The sequence below is a fragment of the Micromonospora sp. RTP1Z1 genome (assembly GCF_033804685.1).
GTDB lineage: Bacteria > Actinomycetota > Actinomycetes > Mycobacteriales > Micromonosporaceae > Micromonospora.
Map to the genome: position 1 here is coordinate 1 of NZ_JAPFQV010000040.1, position 20,486 is coordinate 20,486.

General features: G+C 74.5%; 12 protein-coding genes. 8 read left to right on the top strand and 4 right to left on the bottom strand.

The features are described 5' to 3' along the window. Positions 1-316: 316 nt before the first annotated feature. The 6 genes from ligA to SLP03_RS19995 all read left to right on the top strand — a co-directional run bounded on the left by ligA (position 317) and on the right by SLP03_RS19995 (position 11,019). The gene (gene ligA, locus SLP03_RS19970; protein ID WP_319462133.1) at positions 317-2,452 is read left to right on the top strand and encodes an NAD-dependent DNA ligase LigA; all 2,136 of its coding nucleotides are present in this window, start codon (positions 317-319) and stop codon (positions 2,450-2,452) included. A gap of 149 nt (positions 2,453-2,601) precedes the next feature. Then, entirely contained in the window at positions 2,602-5,079 is a 2,478-nt protein-coding gene (locus SLP03_RS19975) for a putative bifunctional diguanylate cyclase/phosphodiesterase (protein ID WP_319462134.1), read from the top strand. A gap of 170 nt (positions 5,080-5,249) precedes the next feature. Beyond that, positions 5,250-5,555, top strand: coding sequence for an Asp-tRNA(Asn)/Glu-tRNA(Gln) amidotransferase subunit GatC (gene gatC, locus SLP03_RS19980; RefSeq protein ID WP_319462135.1), 306 nt, complete (start codon positions 5,250-5,252; stop codon positions 5,553-5,555). Next, on the top strand, positions 5,552-7,027 hold the full coding sequence (gene gatA / locus SLP03_RS19985; protein ID WP_319462136.1) for an Asp-tRNA(Asn)/Glu-tRNA(Gln) amidotransferase subunit GatA: 1,476 nt from the start codon (positions 5,552-5,554) through the stop codon (positions 7,025-7,027). Before gatC ends, gatA begins: the two co-directional genes overlap by 4 nt. 13 nt (positions 7,028-7,040) lie before the next feature. Continuing rightward, entirely contained in the window at positions 7,041-8,540 is a 1,500-nt protein-coding gene (gene gatB / locus SLP03_RS19990) for an Asp-tRNA(Asn)/Glu-tRNA(Gln) amidotransferase subunit GatB (RefSeq protein ID WP_319462137.1), read from the top strand. Between the two features lie 121 nt (positions 8,541-8,661). Next, positions 8,662-11,019, top strand: coding sequence for a transketolase-like TK C-terminal-containing protein (locus SLP03_RS19995; RefSeq protein WP_319462138.1), 2,358 nt, complete (start codon positions 8,662-8,664; stop codon positions 11,017-11,019). A gap of 315 nt (positions 11,020-11,334) precedes the next feature. Here SLP03_RS19995 and SLP03_RS20000 read toward each other — a convergent pair whose 3' ends face one another. The 3 genes from SLP03_RS20000 to SLP03_RS20010 form a co-directional block, all read right to left on the bottom strand. Continuing rightward, a complete protein-coding gene (locus SLP03_RS20000) occupies positions 11,335-12,948 on the bottom strand; it encodes a metallophosphoesterase (protein WP_319462139.1) in 1,614 nt (537 codons plus the stop codon). A 58-nt stretch (positions 12,949-13,006) separates the two neighbouring features. Then, positions 13,007-14,182, bottom strand: a complete 1,176-nt coding sequence (locus SLP03_RS20005; RefSeq protein ID WP_319462140.1) for a PQQ-dependent sugar dehydrogenase — start codon at positions 14,180-14,182, stop codon at positions 13,007-13,009. An 86-nt stretch (positions 14,183-14,268) separates the two neighbouring features. Then, positions 14,269-16,080 (bottom strand): SpoIIE family protein phosphatase, encoded by a 1,812-nt coding sequence (locus tag SLP03_RS20010; protein ID WP_319462141.1) that lies wholly within the window; start codon positions 16,078-16,080, stop codon positions 14,269-14,271. A gap of 198 nt (positions 16,081-16,278) precedes the next feature. On the opposite strand from SLP03_RS20010, the gene SLP03_RS20015 reads away from it, so the two are divergent. After that, the gene (locus SLP03_RS20015; RefSeq protein ID WP_319462142.1) at positions 16,279-17,205 is read left to right on the top strand and encodes a 2-hydroxyacid dehydrogenase; all 927 of its coding nucleotides are present in this window, start codon (positions 16,279-16,281) and stop codon (positions 17,203-17,205) included. 9 nt (positions 17,206-17,214) lie between these two features. On the opposite strand, the gene SLP03_RS20020 is transcribed toward SLP03_RS20015, so the two are convergent. After that, complete coding sequence (locus SLP03_RS20020; protein ID WP_319462143.1) at positions 17,215-17,592, bottom strand: PH domain-containing protein; 378 nt, start codon at positions 17,590-17,592, stop codon at positions 17,215-17,217. 252 nt (positions 17,593-17,844) lie between these two features. Here SLP03_RS20020 and SLP03_RS20025 point away from each other — a divergent pair, with 252 nt between their 5' ends. Next, complete coding sequence (locus SLP03_RS20025) at positions 17,845-20,256, top strand: bifunctional diguanylate cyclase/phosphodiesterase (protein ID WP_319462144.1); 2,412 nt, start codon at positions 17,845-17,847, stop codon at positions 20,254-20,256. Positions 20,257-20,486 lie beyond the last annotated feature (230 nt).

Sequence of the window (20,486 nt, forward strand, 5' to 3'; positions counted from 1 at the left end):
CGGACGCCGGCCCGGCGGCCCGGCGGCGCCACTCGCCCCACAGCCAGCCGGCCGCGACGGCCAGCACGATCGCCGCCGCCCAGAGCACCCACTCCGGCATCCGTACCCCTGCCTCTCGCCCGCCGGCGGGCGCACCCCGCCGCCGCCCGGCGATCCTCGCACGCCCCCGGCCGCCGCGCCCGTCGGCGCGACGGGGGCGGGGCGGGGCCGACGAACCTGGTCAGGGCGGGTGGCGGGACGATTGTCCGACCCGACCGCTACCGTGCGGGGGGAGCACGATCACGGGAGGTCGACAGCGGTGTCCGAAGGCGGCAGGGTGTCCGAGGAAGCGATTCCCCAGCAGGTCAGCCCCGCGCAGGAGGCGGCGGCGGGCGCCGAGCCGACCCCGGAGGTCCGGGAGCGGCACGCCACGCTGAGCCAGGAGCTCACCGAGCACCAGTACCGCTACTACGTCCTCGACGCGCCGACCGTCTCCGACGCCGAGTTCGACCAGCAGCTGCGCGAGCTGGAGGCGCTGGAGGCGGAGTTCCCCGGGCTGCGCACCCCCGACTCGCCGACCCAGCGGGTCGGCGGCACCTTCTCCACCGACTTCACCCCGGTCACCCACGCCGAGCGGATGCTCTCGCTGGACAACGCCTTCGCCGACGAGGAGCTGGCCGCCTGGGCCGAGCGGGTCGAGCGGGACGCCGGCGGATCGGTGCCGTACCTCTGCGAGCTGAAGGTCGACGGCCTGGCGATCAACCTCAGCTACGAGCGCGGCCGGCTGGTCCGGGCCGCCACCCGCGGCGACGGGCGCACCGGCGAGGACGTCACCGCCAACGTCCGCAGCATCCGCGACGTGCCGACGAAGCTGACCGGCACCGACGACTTCCCCGACGTGCCCGAGTTCCTCGAGGTGCGTGGCGAGATCTACTTCCCGGTCGCCGCCTTCGCCGACCTCAACGCCGGCCTGGTCGAGCAGGGCAGGGCCCCGTTCGCCAACCCGCGCAACGCCGCCGCCGGCAGCCTGCGGCAGAAGGACCCGCGGATCACCGCCTCCCGGCCGCTGCGCCTGGTGGTGCACGGCATCGGCGCCCGCAAGGGCTTCCAACCGGCGGCCCAGTCCGAGTCGTACGCGGCGCTGCGGGCGTGGGGGCTGCCGACCAGCGACCGGTGGCGGGTGGTGCCCGACCTGACCGGCGTGGCGGAGTACATCGCCTACTACGCGCAGCACCGGCACGACGTCGAGCACGAGATCGACGGCGTGGTGGTCAAGGTCGACCCGGTCTCCATCCAGGGCCGGCTCGGCTCGACCAGCCGGGCGCCCCGCTGGGCGATCGCCTTCAAGTACCCCCCGGAGGAGGTGACCACCAAGCTGCTCGACATCGACGTCAACGTCGGGCGGACCGGCCGGGTCACCCCGTTCGCCGTGCTGGAACCGATCCGGGTGGCCGGCTCCACGGTCGCCCTGGCCACCCTGCACAACGCCCGCGAGGTCGAGCGCAAGGGGGTGCTGATCGGCGACACGGTGGTGCTGCGCAAGGCCGGCGACGTCATCCCCGAGGTGCTGGGCCCGGTGGTCGACCTGCGGCCCGCCGACGCCCGCCCGTTCGTCATGCCCACCACCTGCCCGGCCTGCGGCACCCCGCTCGCCCCGGCGAAGGAGGGCGACATCGACATCCGCTGCCCCAACAGCCGCAGCTGCCCGGCCCAGCTCCGGGAGCGGGTCTTCCACCTGGCCGGCCGGGGTGCCTTCGACATCGAGGTGCTCGGCTACAAGGGGGCCGCCGCCCTGCTCGACGCGCAGATCATCGCCGACGAGGGCGACCTGTTCCAGCTCGACGCCGAGCAGCTGTCCCGCTCGCCGTTCTTCGTCAACAAGGACGGCAGCCTGGGCAGCAACGCCATCAAACTGCTCGACAACCTCGCCGTGGCGAAGGAGCGCGAGCTGTGGCGCGTGCTGGTCGCGCTCTCCATCCGGCACGTCGGCCCCACCGCGGCGCAGGCCCTCGCCCGGCACTTCCGCTCGATCGACGCCATCGACGCCGCCGGCGAGGAGGAGCTGTCCTCGGTGGACGGTGTCGGGCCGACCATCGCCGCCAGCATCAAGGAGTGGTTCGCCGTCGACTGGCACCGCGAGGTGGTGCGCAAGTGGGCCGAGGCTGGCGTACGGATGGCCGAGGAGGCGGTGGACGAGGGGCCGCGCCCGCTGGAGGGGCTCACCGTGGTGGTGACCGGCACCCTCGCCGGGTTCAGCCGGGACCAGGCATCGGAGGCGATCCAGAGCCGGGGCGGCAAGGTGACCGGCTCGGTCTCCAAGAAGACCAGCTTCGTGGTGGTCGGCGACAACCCGGGTTCCAAAGCGGACAAGGCGGCCAGCCTGAAGCTGGCCGTGCTGGACGAGGAGGGCTTCCGGGTGCTGCTGGAGGCCGGCCCGGACGCGGCCCGGGAGGTCGCCCGCACCGAGGAGTGACGCCGGGCGAGCGGCCTCGCGGCGTATACCAACTTAATTACGACTACGACCGATTCGTGACTGTCGTGTCGGGGAAACCGGGACCGAGGGCGTTTCATTGGTGCACGGCGTGTGAGCGGAGCGCGCCACCACCGATCCCGGGAGGTGCGATGGGGGCCGCCGATCCGCGTAACTCCGTCCCGCCCGGACGGGTGGCGCCCTTCTTCGGCTTCGTCGCCGCGGTCATCGCCCTCGCCGTGCTGCTCTCGGCCGGGCCGCTGGCCGGGCTGCCCGAACGGCTGCCCGACCTGCCGGCGGCCTTCTGGACCATGGCGGCGCTCGCCGTCGCCTGCGACGCCCGTCCCTTCGTGCCGCCCGGCCGCCGGCAGTCCTCGGCGGTCTTCCCGTCGACCTGCTTCACCTTCGCCATCCTGCTCGGCTGGGGGCTGGGCCCGGCGGTCGCCGTGCAGGCGGTCGCGGTGGCCGTCTCCGGCTGGCGGATGGGGCACACTCCGTGGCGTACCAGCTTCAACGCCGCCCAGTACGCCTGCGCCCTCGGCGCCGCGTACGGGATCATCCGGCTCGGCCCGGGCGCCATCTTCGACGGCGGTCGGTTGCACTGGACGGATGTCGCGGCCGTCGGCGGCGCCACCGCCGCCTGGTTCGCGGTGAACTACGGACTGGTCAGCAGCGCGATCCGGCTGCGCTTCGGGGACCGTTGGTGGCCCAGCGTCCGGCTCGGCCTGGCATACGAGCTGCTCTCCACCGGCTCGCTGCTGCTGCTCGCCCCGGTGCTGGTCGCCGCCGCCCGGGCCAGCGCGGCGCTGATCCCGCTGGTGCTGGTGCCGCTCTTCGCGGTCTACCGGATGGCCCGGCTCTCCGCCGAGCAGGAGCAGCTCGCCGCGCTCGATCCGCTCACCGGGCTGCCCAACCGCAAGGCGCTGCTGGCCGAGGTGGCCGAGCAGGTGCACCTGCACGCCGAGCGGACCGCCCGGGGGTTGCCCGACCCGCACCTCGCCCTGCTGCTCATCGACCTGGACCGGTTCAAGCACGTCAACGACGCCCTCGGGCACGCGGTGGGGGACCGGCTGCTGGTCGAGGTGAGCGCCCGGCTCACCGCCGTGGTCCGCGACGGTGACCTCGTCGCCCGGCTCGGCGGAGACGAGTTCGCCATCGTCGTCCCCGGGCTGACCGGCACCGAGGAGGCCCGGGCGCTGGCCGACCGGGTGGCCGCCGCGCTCGCCGAGCCGGTCTCCCTGGACGGCCTGCCGCTGGACGTCGGCGGCTCGATCGGCATCGCCCTCTTCCCGGAGCACGGTGAGGACTTCGCCACCCTGATGCGCCACGCCGACGTGGCGATGTACGACGCCAAGCACCGCAACGACACCGTCGCCGTCTACGCCGCCGAGTCCGACCACAACTCCGCGGAGCGGCTGAGTCTCCTGGCCGACCTGCGCCGCGTACTCGAATCGGGGCCGGCGGTGCCCGATCCGGTAGGGCCGCGCGGCGGCGACGGGGCCGCGCTCTCCGCCGGTGCGGCGCTGCCAGCGGCGGTCGGCGGGCGTGCCACCGCCGAGCCGCGCGGCGGCGCCGAGCCGAGGCGGTGGCGCTTCCGGCGGCGGCGGGAGCGGCCGGAGGTCCGGCACGACGACGAGCTGATCAACCAGATCGTCACCCGCGCCGACCCGATCCGTCGCCGGGCGGCCCGGTCGACCGTGGCGGAGGAGGCTGTCGGCTTCGCCCCGGATGCCGCGCCGCCGGATGCCGAGCGGCCGCCTGCCGTGCCCACGGACGCCGCGCCGACGGACACCGTGGCTGCCACCCGGGACCGTGCCGTGCCCGGGCGGGACGAGGATCCGGCCGGGGACGCGGGCGAGATCACCATGTACTACCAGCCGCAGATCGCCATCGCCACCGGAGAGGTCGTCGGGGTGGAGGCGCTGCTGCGCTGGTGGCACCCACGCCGTGGCATGGTCGACCCGGGGGAGCTGATCCAGGTCGCCGAGCAGAGCGCGGTGATGCGGCTGCTCACCCGCCGTGTGGTGGACGACGTGGTCGAGCAGTTGGCCAAGTGGTCGGCGGCCGGGATCGCCATGCGGGCCGCCTTGAACGTCAGCGTCCGCGACCTGCACACCGGGGAGATCGCCGACCAGATCGCCGACCGGCTCGCCCGGTACGGCGTCCGACCGGACCGGTTGCAGGTGGAGATCACCGAGGGGGCGCTGATGGCCGACCCCCGACGGGTGCTGGCCAGCATCTCCCAGCTGCACCGGATCGGGGTGGGGATCGCGCTGGACGACTTCGGCACCGGCTACTCGTCGCTGCAGCACCTGCGTCGGCTGCCGCTGTCGGAGGTGAAGGTGGACCGGTCGTTCGTGCTCGGGATGGCCGACGACCCCGACGACGCGGCGATCGTCCGCTCGATGATCGAGCTGGCCGCGGCGCTGGGGCTGCGGGTGGTGGCCGAGGGCGTGGAGGACGAGCGGACCTGGCGGCTGCTCCACGCGGCCGGTTGCGACGTGGCGCAGGGCTGGTTCTACGCCCGGCCCATGCCGGCCGAGGAACTGGCCGCCTGGCTGGCCCGGTACCGGCCGGTGCGCCCGGCGGTGACCGCGGACGCGGAGGTGCCCCGCCGGCCGGCCCGGTGAGCGAGCCACCCGGACGGGCAGCGCCGCCCGGGCCGGCGGGTGGAGGGGGAGTCGGAGGCGTCGGCGCGAGCGCAGGACAATAGACTCGCTCCGGTCACCGCGCGTCATCTCCACCGCGAGCGCGCGACCGGCACACCAGACGCAGCAGGACAGCCACGAAGGGGGCACCGATGGCCGCCATCTCCCGCGAGGAGGTCGCGCACCTGGCGCGACTGTCGCGGCTCGCCGTCACGGAGGAGGAGCTGGACACCTTCGCCGGCCAGCTCGACGTGATCCTCCAGTCGGTCGCCCAGGTCGGTGAGGTCGCCGCGGCGGACATCCCGCCGACCTCCCACTCGGTGCCGCTGACCAACGTGCTCCGCGAGGACGTGGTGGTGCCCGGGCTGACCCCGGAGGAGGCGCTGTCCGGCGCGCCCGACGCCGATCAGCAGCGGTTCCGCGTCCCGCGGATCCTGGACGAGGATGTGGCCTCATGAGTGACCTGACCAGAATGACCGCGACGGAGATCGCCGGCCTGGTGGCTGGCGGGGAGACCTCCGCCGTCGAGGTCACCCGGGCCCACCTGGACCGGATCGCCGCCGTCGACGACCGGGTGCACGCCTTCCTGCACGTCGACTCCGAGGGTGCGCTGGCCGCCGCCGCGAAGGTGGACGAGCGCCGGGCCGCCGGCGAGGAGCTCGGCCCGCTGGCCGGCGTGCCGGTCGCGGTGAAGGATGTGCTCACCACCAAGGGCGTGCCGACCACCGTGGGGTCGAAGATCCTGGAGGGCTGGCGCCCGCCGTACGACTCGACCATCGTGCAGCGGCTGCGCGACGCCGGCACGGTGATGCTCGGCAAGACCAACATGGACGAGTTCGCCATGGGCTCCTCCACCGAATACTCCGCGTACGGCCCGACTCACAACCCGTGGGACCTGGACCGGATCCCGGGCGGCTCGGGTGGCGGCAGCGCCGCCGCGCTGGCCGCGTACGAGGCGCCGCTGGCGATCGGCTCGGACACCGGCGGCTCGATCCGCCAGCCCGGCGCGGTCACCGGCACCGTCGGCGCGAAGCCCACCTACGGCGGCACCTCCCGGTACGGCCTGGTGGCGTTCTCCTCGTCGCTGGACACCCCCGGCCCGTGTGCCCGTACAGTGCTGGACGCCGCGCTGCTGCACCAGGTCATCGGCGGCCACGACCCGCGCGACTCGACCTCCATCCCGCAGCCGGTGCCGGACGTGGTGGCCGCCGCGAAGCTCGGCGCCACCGGCGGCCTGACCGGCGTGAAGCTCGGCATCGTCAAGGAGCTCACCGGCGAGGGCGCTGAGCCGGGCGTGATGGCCGCGTTCCGCGAGTCGGTGGACGCGCTGGCCAAGCTGGGCGCCGACATCGTCGAGGTGTCCTGCCCGCACTTCAAGTACGCACTGCCGGCGTACTACCTGATCGCGCCGAGCGAGTGCTCCTCCAACCTGGCCCGGTTCGACGGAGTCCGGTTCGGCCTGCGGGTCGGCGACGACGGCAACCGGTCGCTGGAGGAGGTCATGTCGCTGACCCGGGAGGCCGGCTTCGGCCCCGAGGTCAAGCGCCGCATCATGCTCGGCACGTACGCCCTCTCGTCGGGCTACTACGACGCCTACTACGGCCAGGCGCAGAAGGTCCGTACGCTGATCACCCGGGACTTCACCGCCGCCTTCGAGCAGGTCGACGCGCTGATCTCGCCGACCACCCCGTTCGTGGCGTTCCCGATCGGCGCGCGCACGTCGGACCCGTACCAGATGTACCTGGCCGACCTGTTCACCATCCCGACCAACCTGTACGGCGGCCCGGGCATCTCGGTGCCGTGCGGCCTCTCCGACGGGCTCCCGGTCGGCCTGCAGATCATGGCCCCGACGATGGCCGACGACCGGATGTACCGGGTCGCCGCCGCGCTGGAGTCCGTGGTCGGCACCTTCACCCCACCGGCACTGTGAGGCAGGAGCTCAGATGACGACGACACTGCCCGCGTACGACGAGGTCGTCGCGCGCTACGAACCGGTGATCGGCCTGGAGACCCACGTCGAGCTGGGCACGAACACCAAAATGTTCTGCGGCTGCCCGACCGACTTCGGCGGCGAGCCGAACACCCGGGTCTGCCCGGTCTGCCTGGGCCTGCCCGGCTCGCTGCCGGTGGCCAACAAGGCGGCCATCGAGGCGACGATCCGGATCGGCCTGGCGCTGAACTGCTCGATCGCCGAGTGGTGCCGGTTCGCCCGGAAGAACTACTTCTACCCGGACATGCCGAAGGACTTCCAGATCAGCCAGTACGACGAGCCGCTCTGCTTCGACGGGTACCTGGACGTCGAGGTCAACGGCGAGCTGGTGAGGATCGACATCGAGCGGGTGCACCTGGAGGAGGACACCGGTAAGACGCTGCACGTCGGTGGCGCCACCGGTCGCATCCACGGCGCGACCGAGTCGCTGGTCGACTACAACCGGGCCGGCATCCCGCTGGTCGAGATCGTCACCAGGCCGGTTCCCGGCACCGGCGCGCTCGCGCCCGAGGTGGCCCGCGCGTACGTGACCGAGCTGCGCGACGTGCTCCGCTCGCTAGGTGTTTCCGACGTCCGGATGGAGGAGGGCTCGCTGCGCTGCGACGTCAACACCTCCCTCAATCTGCCGGGCGAGGAGTGGGGCACCCGCACCGAGACCAAGAACGTCAACTCGCTGCGCTCGGTGGAGCGGGCGGTGCGCTCGGAGATCCTGCGGCAGGCCGCGGTGCTCGACGCGGGCGGCCGGATCACCCAGGAGACCCGGCACTTCCAGGAGGACACCGGCGACACCCGGCCCGGCCGGTCCAAGGAGACCGCCACCGACTACCGGTACTTCCCGGAGCCGGATCTGGTTCCGCTCGCCCCGGACACCGCCTGGGTGGCCGAGCTGAAGGCCGCCCTGCCGGAGCTGCCCCGGCTGCACCGCCGCCGGCTCCAGGAGCAGTGGGGCCTGTCCGAGGCGGACATGCAGTCGGTGCTCAACGCCGGCGCGGTCGAGCTGATCGAGGCCACCGTCGCCGCCGGCGCCACCCCGGCCGCCGCCCGTAAGTGGTGGCTGGGTGAGCTGTCCCGGCGGGCCAACGAGACCGGCGTGGAACTGGTCGACATCGGTGCCACCCCGGCGCAGGTCGCCGAGCTGCAGGGCCTGGTCGACGCCGGCAAGCTCAACGACAAGCTGGCCCGTACCGTGCTGGAGGGCGTGGTGGCCGGCGAGGGCTCGCCGACCGAGATCATGACCAACCGCCACCTGGAGGTCGTCTCCGACACCGGCGCGCTCACCGCCGCCGTCGACGAGGCGATCGCCGCCAACCCGGCCGTCGCGGACAAGATCCGCAGCGGCAAGGTCGCCGCGGCCGGCGCGCTGGTCGGCGCGGTCATGAAGACCACCCGTGGCCAGGCCGACGCCAAGACCGTCCGCGAGCTGATCCTGGAGCGCCTCGGCGCCCAGGGCTGAGCCCACCCGGAGAAGGCCGCCGTCGCAACCCGGCGGCGGCCTTCCCGCTTCCCCCGAGTACGCGCGCGACCCGCGCCACCCCTCGCGAGGGCGTCAACGGCGACGCCCGGATGGAGTCACCGTGAACCAGCACGACCTCGACGTCCTCGACGACATCCAGCGGCGGCTGCTCTGGCTCGCCACCCGCATCGTGGACGCCGCCAACCACGACCGGAACGCCGGCGACGGGGTGAAGGTCGGCGGCCACCAGGCGTCCAGCGCCTCGCTGGTCACCGCCATGACCGCACTCTGGTTCGCCCACCTGGACGCCGAGGACCGGGTCGCGGTCAAGCCGCACGCCTCGCCGGTCTTCCACGCCATCCAGTACCTGCTGGGCAACCTGGACCGGTCGTACCTGCCGAAGCTGCGGGCGCGCGGCGGCCTCCAGTCGTACCCGTCGCGGACCAAGGACCCGGACGAGGTGGACTTCTCCACCGGCTCGGTCGGCCTCGGCGCGGCCGCGCCGCTGTTCGCCGCGGTCACCCGGCGGTACGTCGACGCGCACTTCGGCGCCCGGCCGCACTCCCGGTTCGTGGCGCTGATCGGCGACGCGGAGCTGGACGAGGGGAACATCTGGGAGGCCGTCGCCGACCCGGCGACCACCGGCCTGGGCAACGTGATGTGGCTGGTCGACTTCAACCGCCAGTCCCTCGACCGGGTTGTCCCGGGCATCCGGATCAACCAGTGGCGCGGCCAGTTCGAGGCGGCCGGCTGGCACGTCGTCGAGGTCAAGTACGGCCGCAAGCTCGCCGAGGCGTACGCCCGGCCGGGCGGCGCGGCGCTGCGCGACTGGATCGACCGGATGCCGAACGAGCAGTACCAGTCGCTGTTCGGGCTGGCCGGGCCGGCCCTGCGCAAGCAGTTCCTCGACGGCGCGCCGGCCGAGGTGTCCGCCTTCGTCGCGGACGTTCCGGACGACGAGCTGGGCCCGCTGGTCACCGACCTGGGCGGGCACGACCTGCAGGCGATGCTCGACGCGTACGCCCAGTGCGACGCGGTCACCGACCGGCCCAGCGTGGTCTTCGCGTACACGGTCAAGGGGTGGGGTCTGCCGATCGCCGGCAACCCGCGCAACCACTCGGCGCTGCTCAGCACCGAGCAGGTCGACACGCTGCGCGCCGCGCAGGGCCTCACGCCGGAGACCGAGTGGGACCGCCTCGACCCGGCGTCCCCGGCGGGCATCCTGGCCGGCGAGCGTCGGGAGGCACTGTCCCGCGCGCCCCGCGAGCGGTCGCTCGGGGTCACCGTCCCGGAAACCACCAAGGTACGCGTGAACAAGCCGGTCTCCACCCAGGAGGTCTTCGGCCGGGTGCTGGTCGACCTGGCCCGCGATCCCGCCGTCGCCCCCTACCTGGTGACCACCGCGCCGGACGTGGCCACCTCCACCAACCTCGCCGGGTTCATCAACAAGACCGGCGTCTTCGCCCCCACCGAGCAGCGTTCCTGGACCGAGGACCGGATGCTGCGCTGGACGGAGAGCCCGGCGGGCCAGCACATCGAGCTGGGCATCTCGGAGATGAACCTGTTCCTGCTGCTGGGCCAGCTCGGCCTGTCGTGGGACCTGTCGGGGCAGCCGCTGCTGCCGGTCGGCACGGTCTACGACCCGTTCGTGCTGCGCGGCCTGGACGCGTTCCTCTACGGCACCTACTCCGGCTCCCGGTTCGTGGTGGCCGGCACCCCGTCCGGCATCACCCTCGCTCCGGAGGGCGGCGCCCACCAGTCCACCATCACCGCCTCGGTGGGCCTGGAGCTGCCCGGCGTCACCTTCCTCGAGCCCGCGTACGCGGGCAGCCTGGACTGGCTGCTCTGCGACGCGCTCGGCCAGATCGCCGGTGGGTCCGCGCCGGCCGCCACCGCCGCGCCGGCGGAGGACGGGGCGTACTACTTCCGGCTCAGCACCCGCCCGATCGACCAGGCGCCGTTCGAGGCCGCCCGGGCCCGGATCGGCGACGCGGTGCTGCGCCGGCAGGTGGTCGCCGGGGCGTACCGGCTGGTGGACGCGCACCAGGCGTACCCCCATCTGGCGGACGCCCCGGTGGTGCAGCTCGCCGCCTCCGGCGCGGTGCTGCCGGAGGTCCTCGCCGCGGCGGCGGAGCTGGCGGAGGAGGGGGTGGCCGCGCACGTCGTCGACGTCACCTCGCTGGACCGGCTCTACCGGGCCTGGCAGCGGACCCTGCGTCAGGGCGTCCGGACGGCGACCGTGCCGAGCGTGGCCGGCGCGCTGCGGTCGGCCTTCGCCGACCGGGTGCCGGTGGTGACCGTGCACGACGCCGCCTCGCACGCCATGGCCTGGCTCGGTTCGGCCCTCGGCGCCCCGGCGGTGCCGCTCGGGGTGGACGAGTTCGGCCAGTCCGGCAGCGTGCAGGAGCTGTACGAGCTGCACGATCTGCTGCCCGGCAGCATCGTCAACGCCGCACTGGCGGCCCTGTCGCTGCGCTGAGCCGTCGCCGTCGCCGTCGTCTGCCACTCACCCGGCGTCACCGGTCGTCACCCTCACCGACGGTGAAGGGCGGACGGCGACCGAGGTGACACATCCCGCCCCTTTGCTCTGCTTCACTCCCGGCAACATCATTCCCGAGCTGCGAAAGCTTCTCGCCGGCGTCCGGTGACCGCGGGTGACTGTTGCCTCCGCTGCAGCAGAGCAAAGGCGGCGAGGTGACACCCCTGGCCCCGGTTGACCGGCGCGGAGAGTGACGCGCGCCGGGGTAGCCGATCCCTCCCCGGAATCCGGCGCCGGGACGCACGGACGGCTGGGTCAGCGGGTCGGGCTCGGGCTGGCCGACTCAGGCCCGCCGCGGGTCGGGGTCGGGGTGACCGGCACGGAGGCGCCCTGTGCCGGGTCCTTGATCACGTGCCGCTCCAGGTTGACCTGCGCCTGCCCCGTTCCGCCCACGGTGATGTCGTCGTACGCCTGGAGCAGCTTCTGCTGGTCGAAGTAGAGCACCGACATCGACAGCGGAGTCGGCTTCTCGCCCTCCAGCCCGCGCAGCCCCGCCCCGCCGGTGGAGCCCTCCACAAACAGCTGCGTCTGCTGCTTTCCCGGCACCTGCGGCAGCTTGGACACCTGCCGGGCGTGGGTGTGCCCGGCCAGCACCAGCGGGCAGGTGCCGGAGAGCGGCCCGGCCGACGCCGGGTCGTGCACCAGCGCGATGTTCACCGGCCGCGGCGAGCCGGTGACGGTGGTGGCGAGCTGCTCGCCGGCGCCGATCACCTGGTCGGCCACCTGCTTCGTCAGGCCGCTGCCCGCCGGTGAGGTGTTCTTGTCCGGGGTGAACCGGGGGTCGCCGATCCCGGCGACGGTCAGCCCGGCCACCGTGGTCGTCGAGTTGTCCAACACGATCGCGTTCGGCTGCTGGGCCACCGCCGCAGCCGTCCTCGCCGAGTCGTGGTTGCCCCGGATGTAGACGTACGGCTTCTTGAGCAGACCGATCGAGCCGACGAAGGACGCCTCCGGCTCGCTGCCCCAGTCGGTGATGTCGCCCGTGTCGATCACCACGTCGATGCCGAACTGCTCCACCACCGTCCGGATCAGCTGCCACCCCGTCGGGTTGAGGTGCATGTCCGAGACGTGCAGCACCCGCGTGGTGCCGGGCGCCGGCTCGTACACGGGCAGCGCCGAGACGGTGGTGTAGAGCTGGCTGACGTTGCCCACCAGCCGCTGGAGCTGCTCGGCGTACTTCGTGTAGTCGTTGGCGATCCGACGCGCGTCACCGACGATCGCCGGGGCGTTGACCAGCAGCCCCTCGTACCGGGGCTCCTCGATCGCCTGCGGGCGCATGGTCGCGCCGGCCAGCCCGAGGCTGCCAGCCGTGATCACCAGGGCCAGCCCGCCGGCCCAGGCCGTCCGCCGGGTGTCGCGGAAGACCAGCCCCGCCAGCAGCAGGGTGGCCAGCACCGCCGCGCCCAGCGTCTTCAAACCCAGGCGCATCACCCCGGCCCGGACGTCGGTGACAGCGGACTGGCTGGCCCGGCTGATGCTCGCCGGGTCGTCGATCAGCGCCTCGGTCCGCCGCTGGTCCAGCGCGCCCAGCCGGACGGTGAGGTAGGTCGGCCCGTCGTGGCTGTTCAGCAGCAGCGCGCCCAGCGGCGGGACGTCGACGGTGGTGCCGCCGTGCAGCGACGGACTCAGGTTGAGCTGCGCCCGGAACGGCCCGATGTCGGTGCCGACGTGCCCACCGGCGTACGTGCCGGCGACCACCCCGCCCAGGGCGACCGCCAGGACGGCCAGCGCCACGCCGAGCCGGCGCAGCCAGCGGTTGCGACCCGACCGTCCGGTACGCCGCGGCCAGCTCGCCCAGCGCCGGGCACGTCCGGTCGCCGGGGTGCCCTCGCCCCCGGTGTCGCCCTGCTCGTTCTCCTGGCCGTCCATGCTGAAATTCTGACCTGCCCGTTGACGGATCTTGGCAAACCCGGGAGAAGCCGGCGCGTCAGCTGCGTCCGGCCCCGCCGCCAGCGAAGACCAGCCGCAGGATGCGGTCGTCCTCCGGCGCCGGCTGGCCCCGCCCGTCCCGGTTCGAGGTGGTGACCCAGAGCGACCCGTCCGGTGCGGTGACCACGGCCCGCAACCGACCATACTTCCCGGTCAGCAGCTCGCGGGGCTGGCCGAGCACGGTGCCCGTGTCGGTCAGCTCGACCAGCCAGAGCCGCTGGCCGCGCAGGCACGCGGTGACCAGCGACCGCTCGGCCACCGCGAGGCCCGAGCAGGAGGCATCCGAGGTGTCCCACTGCACGATCGGGTCGGCGTACCGCTTGTCGCCGGCGCGTCCCTCGACCTGCGGCCAGCCGTAGTTGCCGCCCCGGGTGATCTGGTTGATCTCGTCCCAGGTGTTCTGGCCGAACTCGACGGCGTACATCCGCTTGACGGAGTCCCAGGCGAAGCCCTGGACGTTGCGGTGCCCCAGCGACCAGACCGGCGACCCGGGGAAGGGATTGCCGGCCGCCGGCTTGCCGTCCTGGGTGATTCGGAGGATCTTGCCGCCGAGGCTCTTCCGGTCCTGGGCGTTCACCTGCCGGCCGGCGTCACCGGTGCTGGCGTACAGGCTGCCGTCCGGGCCGAAGGCGAGCCCGCCGCCGTTGTGGATCCCGGCGGCCGGGATGCCGGTGAGGATCGGCGTGGGCCGCCCGCCGAGCTGCAGCCGGGCGATCCGGTTGTCCCGGGCGGTGGTGTAGTACACGAAGACCGTGCGGTCGCGGGCGTAGGACGGGGAGACCGCGATGCCCAGCAGCCCGCCCTCGCCGCCGGCGGCCACGTCCGGCACGGTCTGCACGACGGTGACGGTCAACCCCTCCGGCCCGGAGCCGGGGCCGACCTGGAGGATCCGTCCGCTGTCCCGCTCGGTGACCAGCGCGGCGCCGTCGGGCAGGAACGCCACGGCCCACGGCACCCGCAGCCCCTTCGCCAGCACCGTGGCCACCACCTGCTGACCGGCACCGCCCGGGCCGGCCGTGGCCGACGGCGTCGGGAGGTTCGGCGGCTCCCCCGCCGGATCCGGCGCGGGCTCGCCGAAGGCGCAACCGGCGGTGCCCAGCAGCAGCGCGGCGCAGGACGCCGCGAGCGCCGCCCGGAGGCGGCGGGTGCGGGGGTACGGGGGACGGGCCTTCACCCGGCCCAGCCTAGTGCGGTGTCCAGTAACGTTCACTCGTAGCCCGGCCGGCCGGCCGGCCGACCGTCCGGACACGAGGCTCGGGTTCAGCGGGCCCGGAGGGCGAGCAGGGCGACGTCGTCCTCCCGGCGGTGCGCCGCAGCGAGCAGCCGGTCGCACAGGTCACCGAGCGGCAGCGTGGCCGTGCCGGCGAGCCGGTCGACCAGCTCGGCCAGCCCCTCGTCGATCGAGCGGTCCCGCCGCTCGATCAGTCCGTCGGTGTAGAGCAGCAGCGTGTCGCCCGACGCGAGCGGCAGCTCCCGGCTGGTCCGGCGGCTCGGGCGGGCCAGGCCGAGCAGCGGTTCCCGGGCCTCGTCGAGCACCTCGACCCCGCCGCCGGCGCGGATCAGCAGCGGTGCCGGATGCCCCGCGTTGCACCAGGTCACCGCGAGCCCGCCGGCCCCGGCCGGGCGTACCCGGGCCAGGATGGCGGTGGCCACCGTCGGGATGCGCAGCCCGCGGATCGCCCCGTCCAGGTGGCTCATCAGGTCGCCGACCGCGTCCTTGCGGCCGTACGCGTCGCCGCGGACCAGGTTGCGGAGCTGGCCCATGGTCGCCGCCGCCTCGATGTCGTGGCCGGCGACGTCGCCGATGGCGGCGATCAGGTCGCCGTCGGGCTGGACGAAGGCGTCGTACCAGTCGCCGCCGACCTCCACCCGGTCCGCCGCGGCCAGGTAACGGGCCGCGAGTTCGATGTCCGGGACCACGGGCAGGTGGGGCAGCATGCTGTGCTGCAGCACCTCGGCGACGTGCCGCTGCTCGCCGTACATCCAGCTGTTACCGACCGCCTGGCCGGCGCGCCGGCCGATGTCCAGCGCGGTCTGCAGGTCGCCGTCGTCGAACGCCCGCCGTTGAGCTCCACAGACCAGGGTGATGCAGCCGATGATGCCGCCCCGGCCGGGTCCGGTGATCGGCACGGTGAGGTGGGAGGAGAAGCCCAGCCGGGTCGCCAGCGGTGGCAGCCGCGGGTCGGTGGTGCCGCGCGCGACCTCTGCGACGCTGGCCGCGCCGCCGAGGACCGGCCGGCCGGTACGCAGCACCCACCGGGTGATCGATTCCGGGCCGAGGCTGGTGGCCATCAGGTCGGCGAAGCGTGCCACGTCGGCGGCCCGCCCCGGGTCCCGGTGCTCCGCCGCGACGGTGCGCGGCGTACCGGCCGGGTCGATCAGGGTGATCAGGCACCAGTCGGCCAGCAGCGGCACCATCGCGTGCCCGAGCCGGCTGACCGCGGTGGCGATGTCCAACGTGTCACCGAGGGTCTCGCTCATCCCGGCCAGCATGGCGAGCCGGTCGTGCGCCTCCTCGGCGCGTCGGCGGGCCTGCTCGGCGCCCTCCAGCGCGATCCGCAGCCGCAGCTCGGAGGAGCAGGCGGCGGCCAGGTCGGCGAGGGTGCGCAGCTGCTCGGCGGTCCAGGCCCGGGGCTTGCTGTCGATCGCGCAGAGCGAGCCGAGCACCCGGCCGTCCATGTCGGTCAGCGGGACGCCGGCGTACGCGACCACGCCCAGGTCCTCGATGGCCAGGTTCCGGTGGACCCGCGGGTAGAGCCGGGCGTCCGGCAGCACCATCGGCACCTCGATGTCGACCACGTGCTGGCAGAACGAGTGGCTGAGCGGGGTCTGCCGCCGGCCGGCCCACGGCTCGGGCAGGCCGACCGCGCCGGGGAAGAACTGCCGCTCCGGGGAGACCAGCGAGACCAGCGCGACCGGTACGTCGAGCAGGTCGCAGACCAGCCGGGCGAACCGGTCGAAGGCCTCGTCAGGCGCGGCGTCCAGCCGGGTCTCGGCGAGTGCCCGCAGCCGGGCCGGATCGGTGAGCGCCGGGATGGGCGCAGCCGAACGGTCGACGGTTTCCTCGGTCATCGGCCACCTGTCTGCGGGCATGGAACGCCGGCCGACGCTCCGCCATCGGTTATACCCGGCGGGGCGGTCCGGCACCTCGGTCGCACCGCAGTCGCCATGGTCACGTCGCCCGCACCGGCGGGGCGGATCACCGGGTATGACCGGCATATCCGGACACTGCTGGGCGGGCCGTGGGCGCGCCGGTTATCGTCTGCGGTCGTGAAGGTATGGATCCCGCACCGCGCCGGTCACGCCCTCCTCGGTGAGCTGCCCCCGGGCGCCACGGTGGACGTGATGGAGGACCCGGCCCGGCTGCCGTCAGCCCCGGGCGACGTGCGGTTCTGGGTGCCGCCGTTCCTCGCCGGTCCCGCCGCCGGCGCCCTGCTGGCCGAGCTGCCCGACCTCGAGGTGGTGCAGCTGCTCTCCGCTGGGGCGGACGCCTGGGTGGGCCGGATGCCCGACGGGGTCACGCTCTGCGACGCGCGCGGGGTGCACGACTCGGCCACCGCCGAGTGGGTGGTCGCCGCCGTCCTGTCCCAGCTGCGCGGCTTCGGTCCGCTGGCCCGGGCGCAGGGCCGCCGCGAGTGGGCGTACGACGAGGTGGCCCCCACCGACGAGCTGGCCGGCAAGCGCGTGATGATCGTCGGTGCCGGCTCGATCGGCGCGGCGGTCCAGGCCCGACTGGCCCCGTTCGAGGTGACCTTCACCCTGGTCGCCCGCACCGCCCGGCCAGCCGAGGGGGTGCACGGGGTGGACGAGCTGCCCGGCCTGCTGCCGGAGGCGGACGTGGTGGTGCTGCTGGTGCCGCTGACCGAGCGGACCCGGGGGCTGGTCGACGAGAAGTTCCTCGCCGCGATGTCCGACGGCGCGCTGCTGGTCAACGCGGCCCGCGGCCCGGTGGCCCGGACGTCGGCGCTGGTCGCCGAGCTGACCACCGGTCGGCTTCGGGCCGCGCTGGACGTCACCGATCCCGAGCCGCTACCCGCCGACCATCCTCTGTGGGAGCTGCCGAACGTGCTGCTCACCCCGCACGTCGCCGGCTCGGTGCGTGGCCTCCTGCCGCGGGCGTACCGGCTGGTGGGGCAGCAGCTGCGCCGGTTCGCGGCCGGGGAGCCGCTGGCCAACCGGGTCGTGGACGGCTACTGACGGGCCGGCTCAGCGGGTGCTGTCGGGCAGTTCCTGCCCGGTGGCGGAGATGAGCCGGGGCAGGTCGGCGGCGCGGACTGCGGGCAGCACCAGGCGCTCGCCGTCGTCGAGCCGGACGATCGCCCGGCCGCGTTCGTCGCCGGTCAGCTCCGCGACCCGTTCCCAGCCGATCCGGCGCTGGCCGGTGAGCGCCCGTAGCCGCAGCTCCTGCGGGTCGGCCTCGGTGCCCGACCGCCACGCCCAGACCGCGACGGCCAGCGGGATCAGCAGCACCCAGAGCAGCCACCAACGGGCGGTGGCCAGCGGCAGGGCGCCGATGGACGCGACGATCGCGGCGACCAGGATCGCCTGGTTGGGCCGGAAGCGGACGGTGTCGGGGCGACTCACCCCCCGATGATCGCACCTCGGCCCGGCCGGGCTCCGTCCGGGCGGCGAGGCGGGTTGGGGCGAGGTCGAGGTGACGGGCGTCACTGCGATGAGCCCGTAACCGGCCACCTTGGGAATCGTTTGTTCGCGTGGTCACGCGGGGTTGCCGCCCGGCGCCGCCGGTCCGCCCCAACGTCCGACCCGTACCGCCGACACACCCCGCACGTCGTTCCGCAACGCACCGCCCCGTGCCCCCTCACGAAGGCGACCGCCGTGCCCGTCGCGTACCCCTCCGGCGATCACCGTCGCCAACCGTCGCCGCCCGACCTCGGTGTGCTGGCGGTCGGCGCGCTGCTCGTCCTGGCCGGTGCCACCGGCCTCGTCCCGCCGTCGGCGGCCCTGGCGCTCGCCGTCGCCGCCGGCTCCGCCGTGGCCTGCGTCCGGCTCTCCTGGCTGGCCGGCACCCGGGGCGCCCCGCCCGCGCCGGCCCCGCCCCCGGACGCCGGCGCGTCGCCCGGTGGCCCCACCCACCCGCCGGTCTGCGTCGACACCCGCCCGCCGGTGACGACCGACCCGAGCCCGCCGCCCGGACGACGCGCCCGCCGGGTCGCGTCGTCCCGGCGGGTGGTCGCGATCCTCGACGCGGCGGTGCTGGCGGCCGGGCTCACCGTCGCCGTGCTGCCGCTGACCGACGCGGCCCACCGGCCGCCGGTCGTGCTGGCCGGGCTGGCCGTCGTCGCCGCGCTCCACGCCGTCGGCCTGCTCCGACTGCCCGGGCGCTCCCGGGTCGCCGGCCCGCAACGGCTCCGCCGGACCGTGGACGTGCTCGGCCTCGGCGTCAGCCTGGTCTTCGCCGGCTGGGTGCTGCTGCCGCCGGGCGAGGTGCCGGCGGCGGCCCGGACCGCGAGCGTCGGGGGCGCTGCCGGGTTGGCGGTGCTGGTGGTCGCCGCGCTGGCCGACCGGCGCCGCCCGGGCCCGGCGCTCTGCCTGTCCGGAGCGGCGGCCACCCTGTCCGGGCTGGCCGGTCTGGTGGTGCTGCTGGCCTACGGGGCACCGGAACGCGCACTCCTCGCCGTGGTGCCGCTGCTCGTGGCGGGCGCGCTGCTCACCGCCGCGGGGGTCCGGCGCGCGGCGGGCCGGGACCGCCTTCCCTCCGACGGGCCGGCCTGGCCCCGCGTGACCGCCCCGGCCGGCATCGCCGCGCTCGCCGCCGGCCACCACCTCTGGGCGGTGGGGGAGTTCACCGCTCCGGCGATCGCGCTCGGGCTGGCGGTGATCCCGCCGATGATCCTCCAGGACCTGCTGACCGCCGCGGACCACCGCCGGCACGCCGAGCGGCTCACCGCCCGGGAGGCGCGGCTGCGGGAGCTCGTTGGCGACCTCGACGAGCGTGACCACCTGGCCCGGTCGGTGCGCCGGCTCACCGCCACCAACCAGCTCACCGGACTGGCCAACCGCCGGGAGCTGTTGAGCGAGCTGGCCCGCCGCGACCCGGGCTCGCCCCCCGGGGCGCTGCTCGTCGTCGACCTGCACGGCCTCGGCATGGTCAACGACGGGTCCGGCCACGCGGTGGGCGACGAGGTGCTGGTCGAGGTCGCCGGCCGGCTCCGGGCCGGCTGCGGGCGCGGTGACGTGGTGGCCCGCTTGACCGGCGACGAGTTCGCGGTGCTCACCGACGTCGGGCCGGTGCTGGCGTACGCGCTGGCCGTCCGGCTGCTCGCCGCGCTGACCGCGTCGTACCCGCTGCCCGGTGGGGCGGCCCGCCTGCAGGCCTGCGTCGGGCTGGCGGAGACCGCCGGAGGTGACCCGGAGGATGTGCTGCGCCAGGCGGACCTGGCCCGCCGCCGGGCGGTGCAGCTCGGCCGGGACCGGGTCGAGTGGTACGACGCCTACCTGGAGGAGCAGCTGGTCCGCCGGCTGGACCTGGAACGCGAGCTGCCTGGGGCGGTCGCGCGGGGCGAGCTGGACCTGGTCTACCAGCCGGTGCTGGCCCTCGCGGACCGGCTGCCGGTGGGCACCGAGGCGTTGCTGCGCTGGCGCAGCCCGGTGCTGGGCACGGTGCTCCCCGCCGAGCTGCTGCCGGTCGCGGAGGACCTGGACCTCGTCGGTGAGGTGGGCCGATGGGTGCTCGATCGGGCCTGCCGGCAGCTCGCCGAGTGGTCCGACGGCGGCCGGGAACTCTGGATGTCGGTGAACGTCGGGGCCCGGGAGTTGGCCGCGCCGGACTTCGTGCCGCGTACCGCCACCGCGCTGGCCGCGTACGGCGTGCCGGCGGACCGGCTGGTGGTCGAGGTGGCGGAGCCGGCCGTCGCCGCCGAGCTGCCCACCGTGGTGGCCCGGCTGGCCGCGCTCCGGTCGTTGGGCGTGCGGACGGCGCTGGACGACTTCCGGGCCGAGCACGCCTCGCTGGCCCAGCTCCGCCGGCTCCCGATCGACCTGCTCAAGGTCGGCCCGCACCTGGTCGGAGCGGCCGGCGACGGTCAGCGCCCGCTGATCGACGTGGTGGTCAGCCTCGGCGACCGGCTGGGCGTGGACGTGGTGGTCGAGGGGCTGGAGTCCGACGCCCAGGTGGCCGGGGCGCGCCGGGCCGGCTGCCGGTACGGCCAGGGCTTCGCGTTGGCCCGGCCGGCTACCGCCGAGCGGGTGGAGGCGTGGTTCGAGGAGTTCCCGTCGGCGTTCCGCTGAGCCCGGTCGTCCAGGAAATGCTAACCCGGTTCACCTGGATCTCGGCGGTGCACCAGATGTCCTGCGACGCGGCGGCCCTGGCCGACGTGCGCGGGGCGCTGATCTGGGTCAGCCCCGGCACGCACGACCTGGACACCGTTCGCGCGGAGTGCCGCGTGTGGCGGCCGCCCGACGTAACACCCCTGCGGTGGGCCGGCCGCCCCGTCCGGGCTTCCGCGCCTCGTCGCCCC

Coding starts and splice junctions, on each gene's coding strand:
- SLP03_RS20010 (WP_319462141.1), bottom strand. CDS start 16,080: ATGACCGAGGAAACCGTCGACCGTTCGGCTGCGCCCATCCCGGCGCTC.
- SLP03_RS19975 (WP_319462134.1), top strand. CDS start 2,602: ATGGGGGCCGCCGATCCGCGTAACTCCGTCCCGCCCGGACGGGTGGCG.
- gatA (WP_319462136.1), top strand. CDS start 5,552: ATGAGTGACCTGACCAGAATGACCGCGACGGAGATCGCCGGCCTGGTG.
- gatC (WP_319462135.1), top strand. CDS start 5,250: ATGGCCGCCATCTCCCGCGAGGAGGTCGCGCACCTGGCGCGACTGTCG.
- gatB (WP_319462137.1), top strand. CDS start 7,041: ATGACGACGACACTGCCCGCGTACGACGAGGTCGTCGCGCGCTACGAA.
- SLP03_RS20000 (WP_319462139.1), bottom strand. CDS start 12,948: ATGGACGGCCAGGAGAACGAGCAGGGCGACACCGGGGGCGAGGGCACC.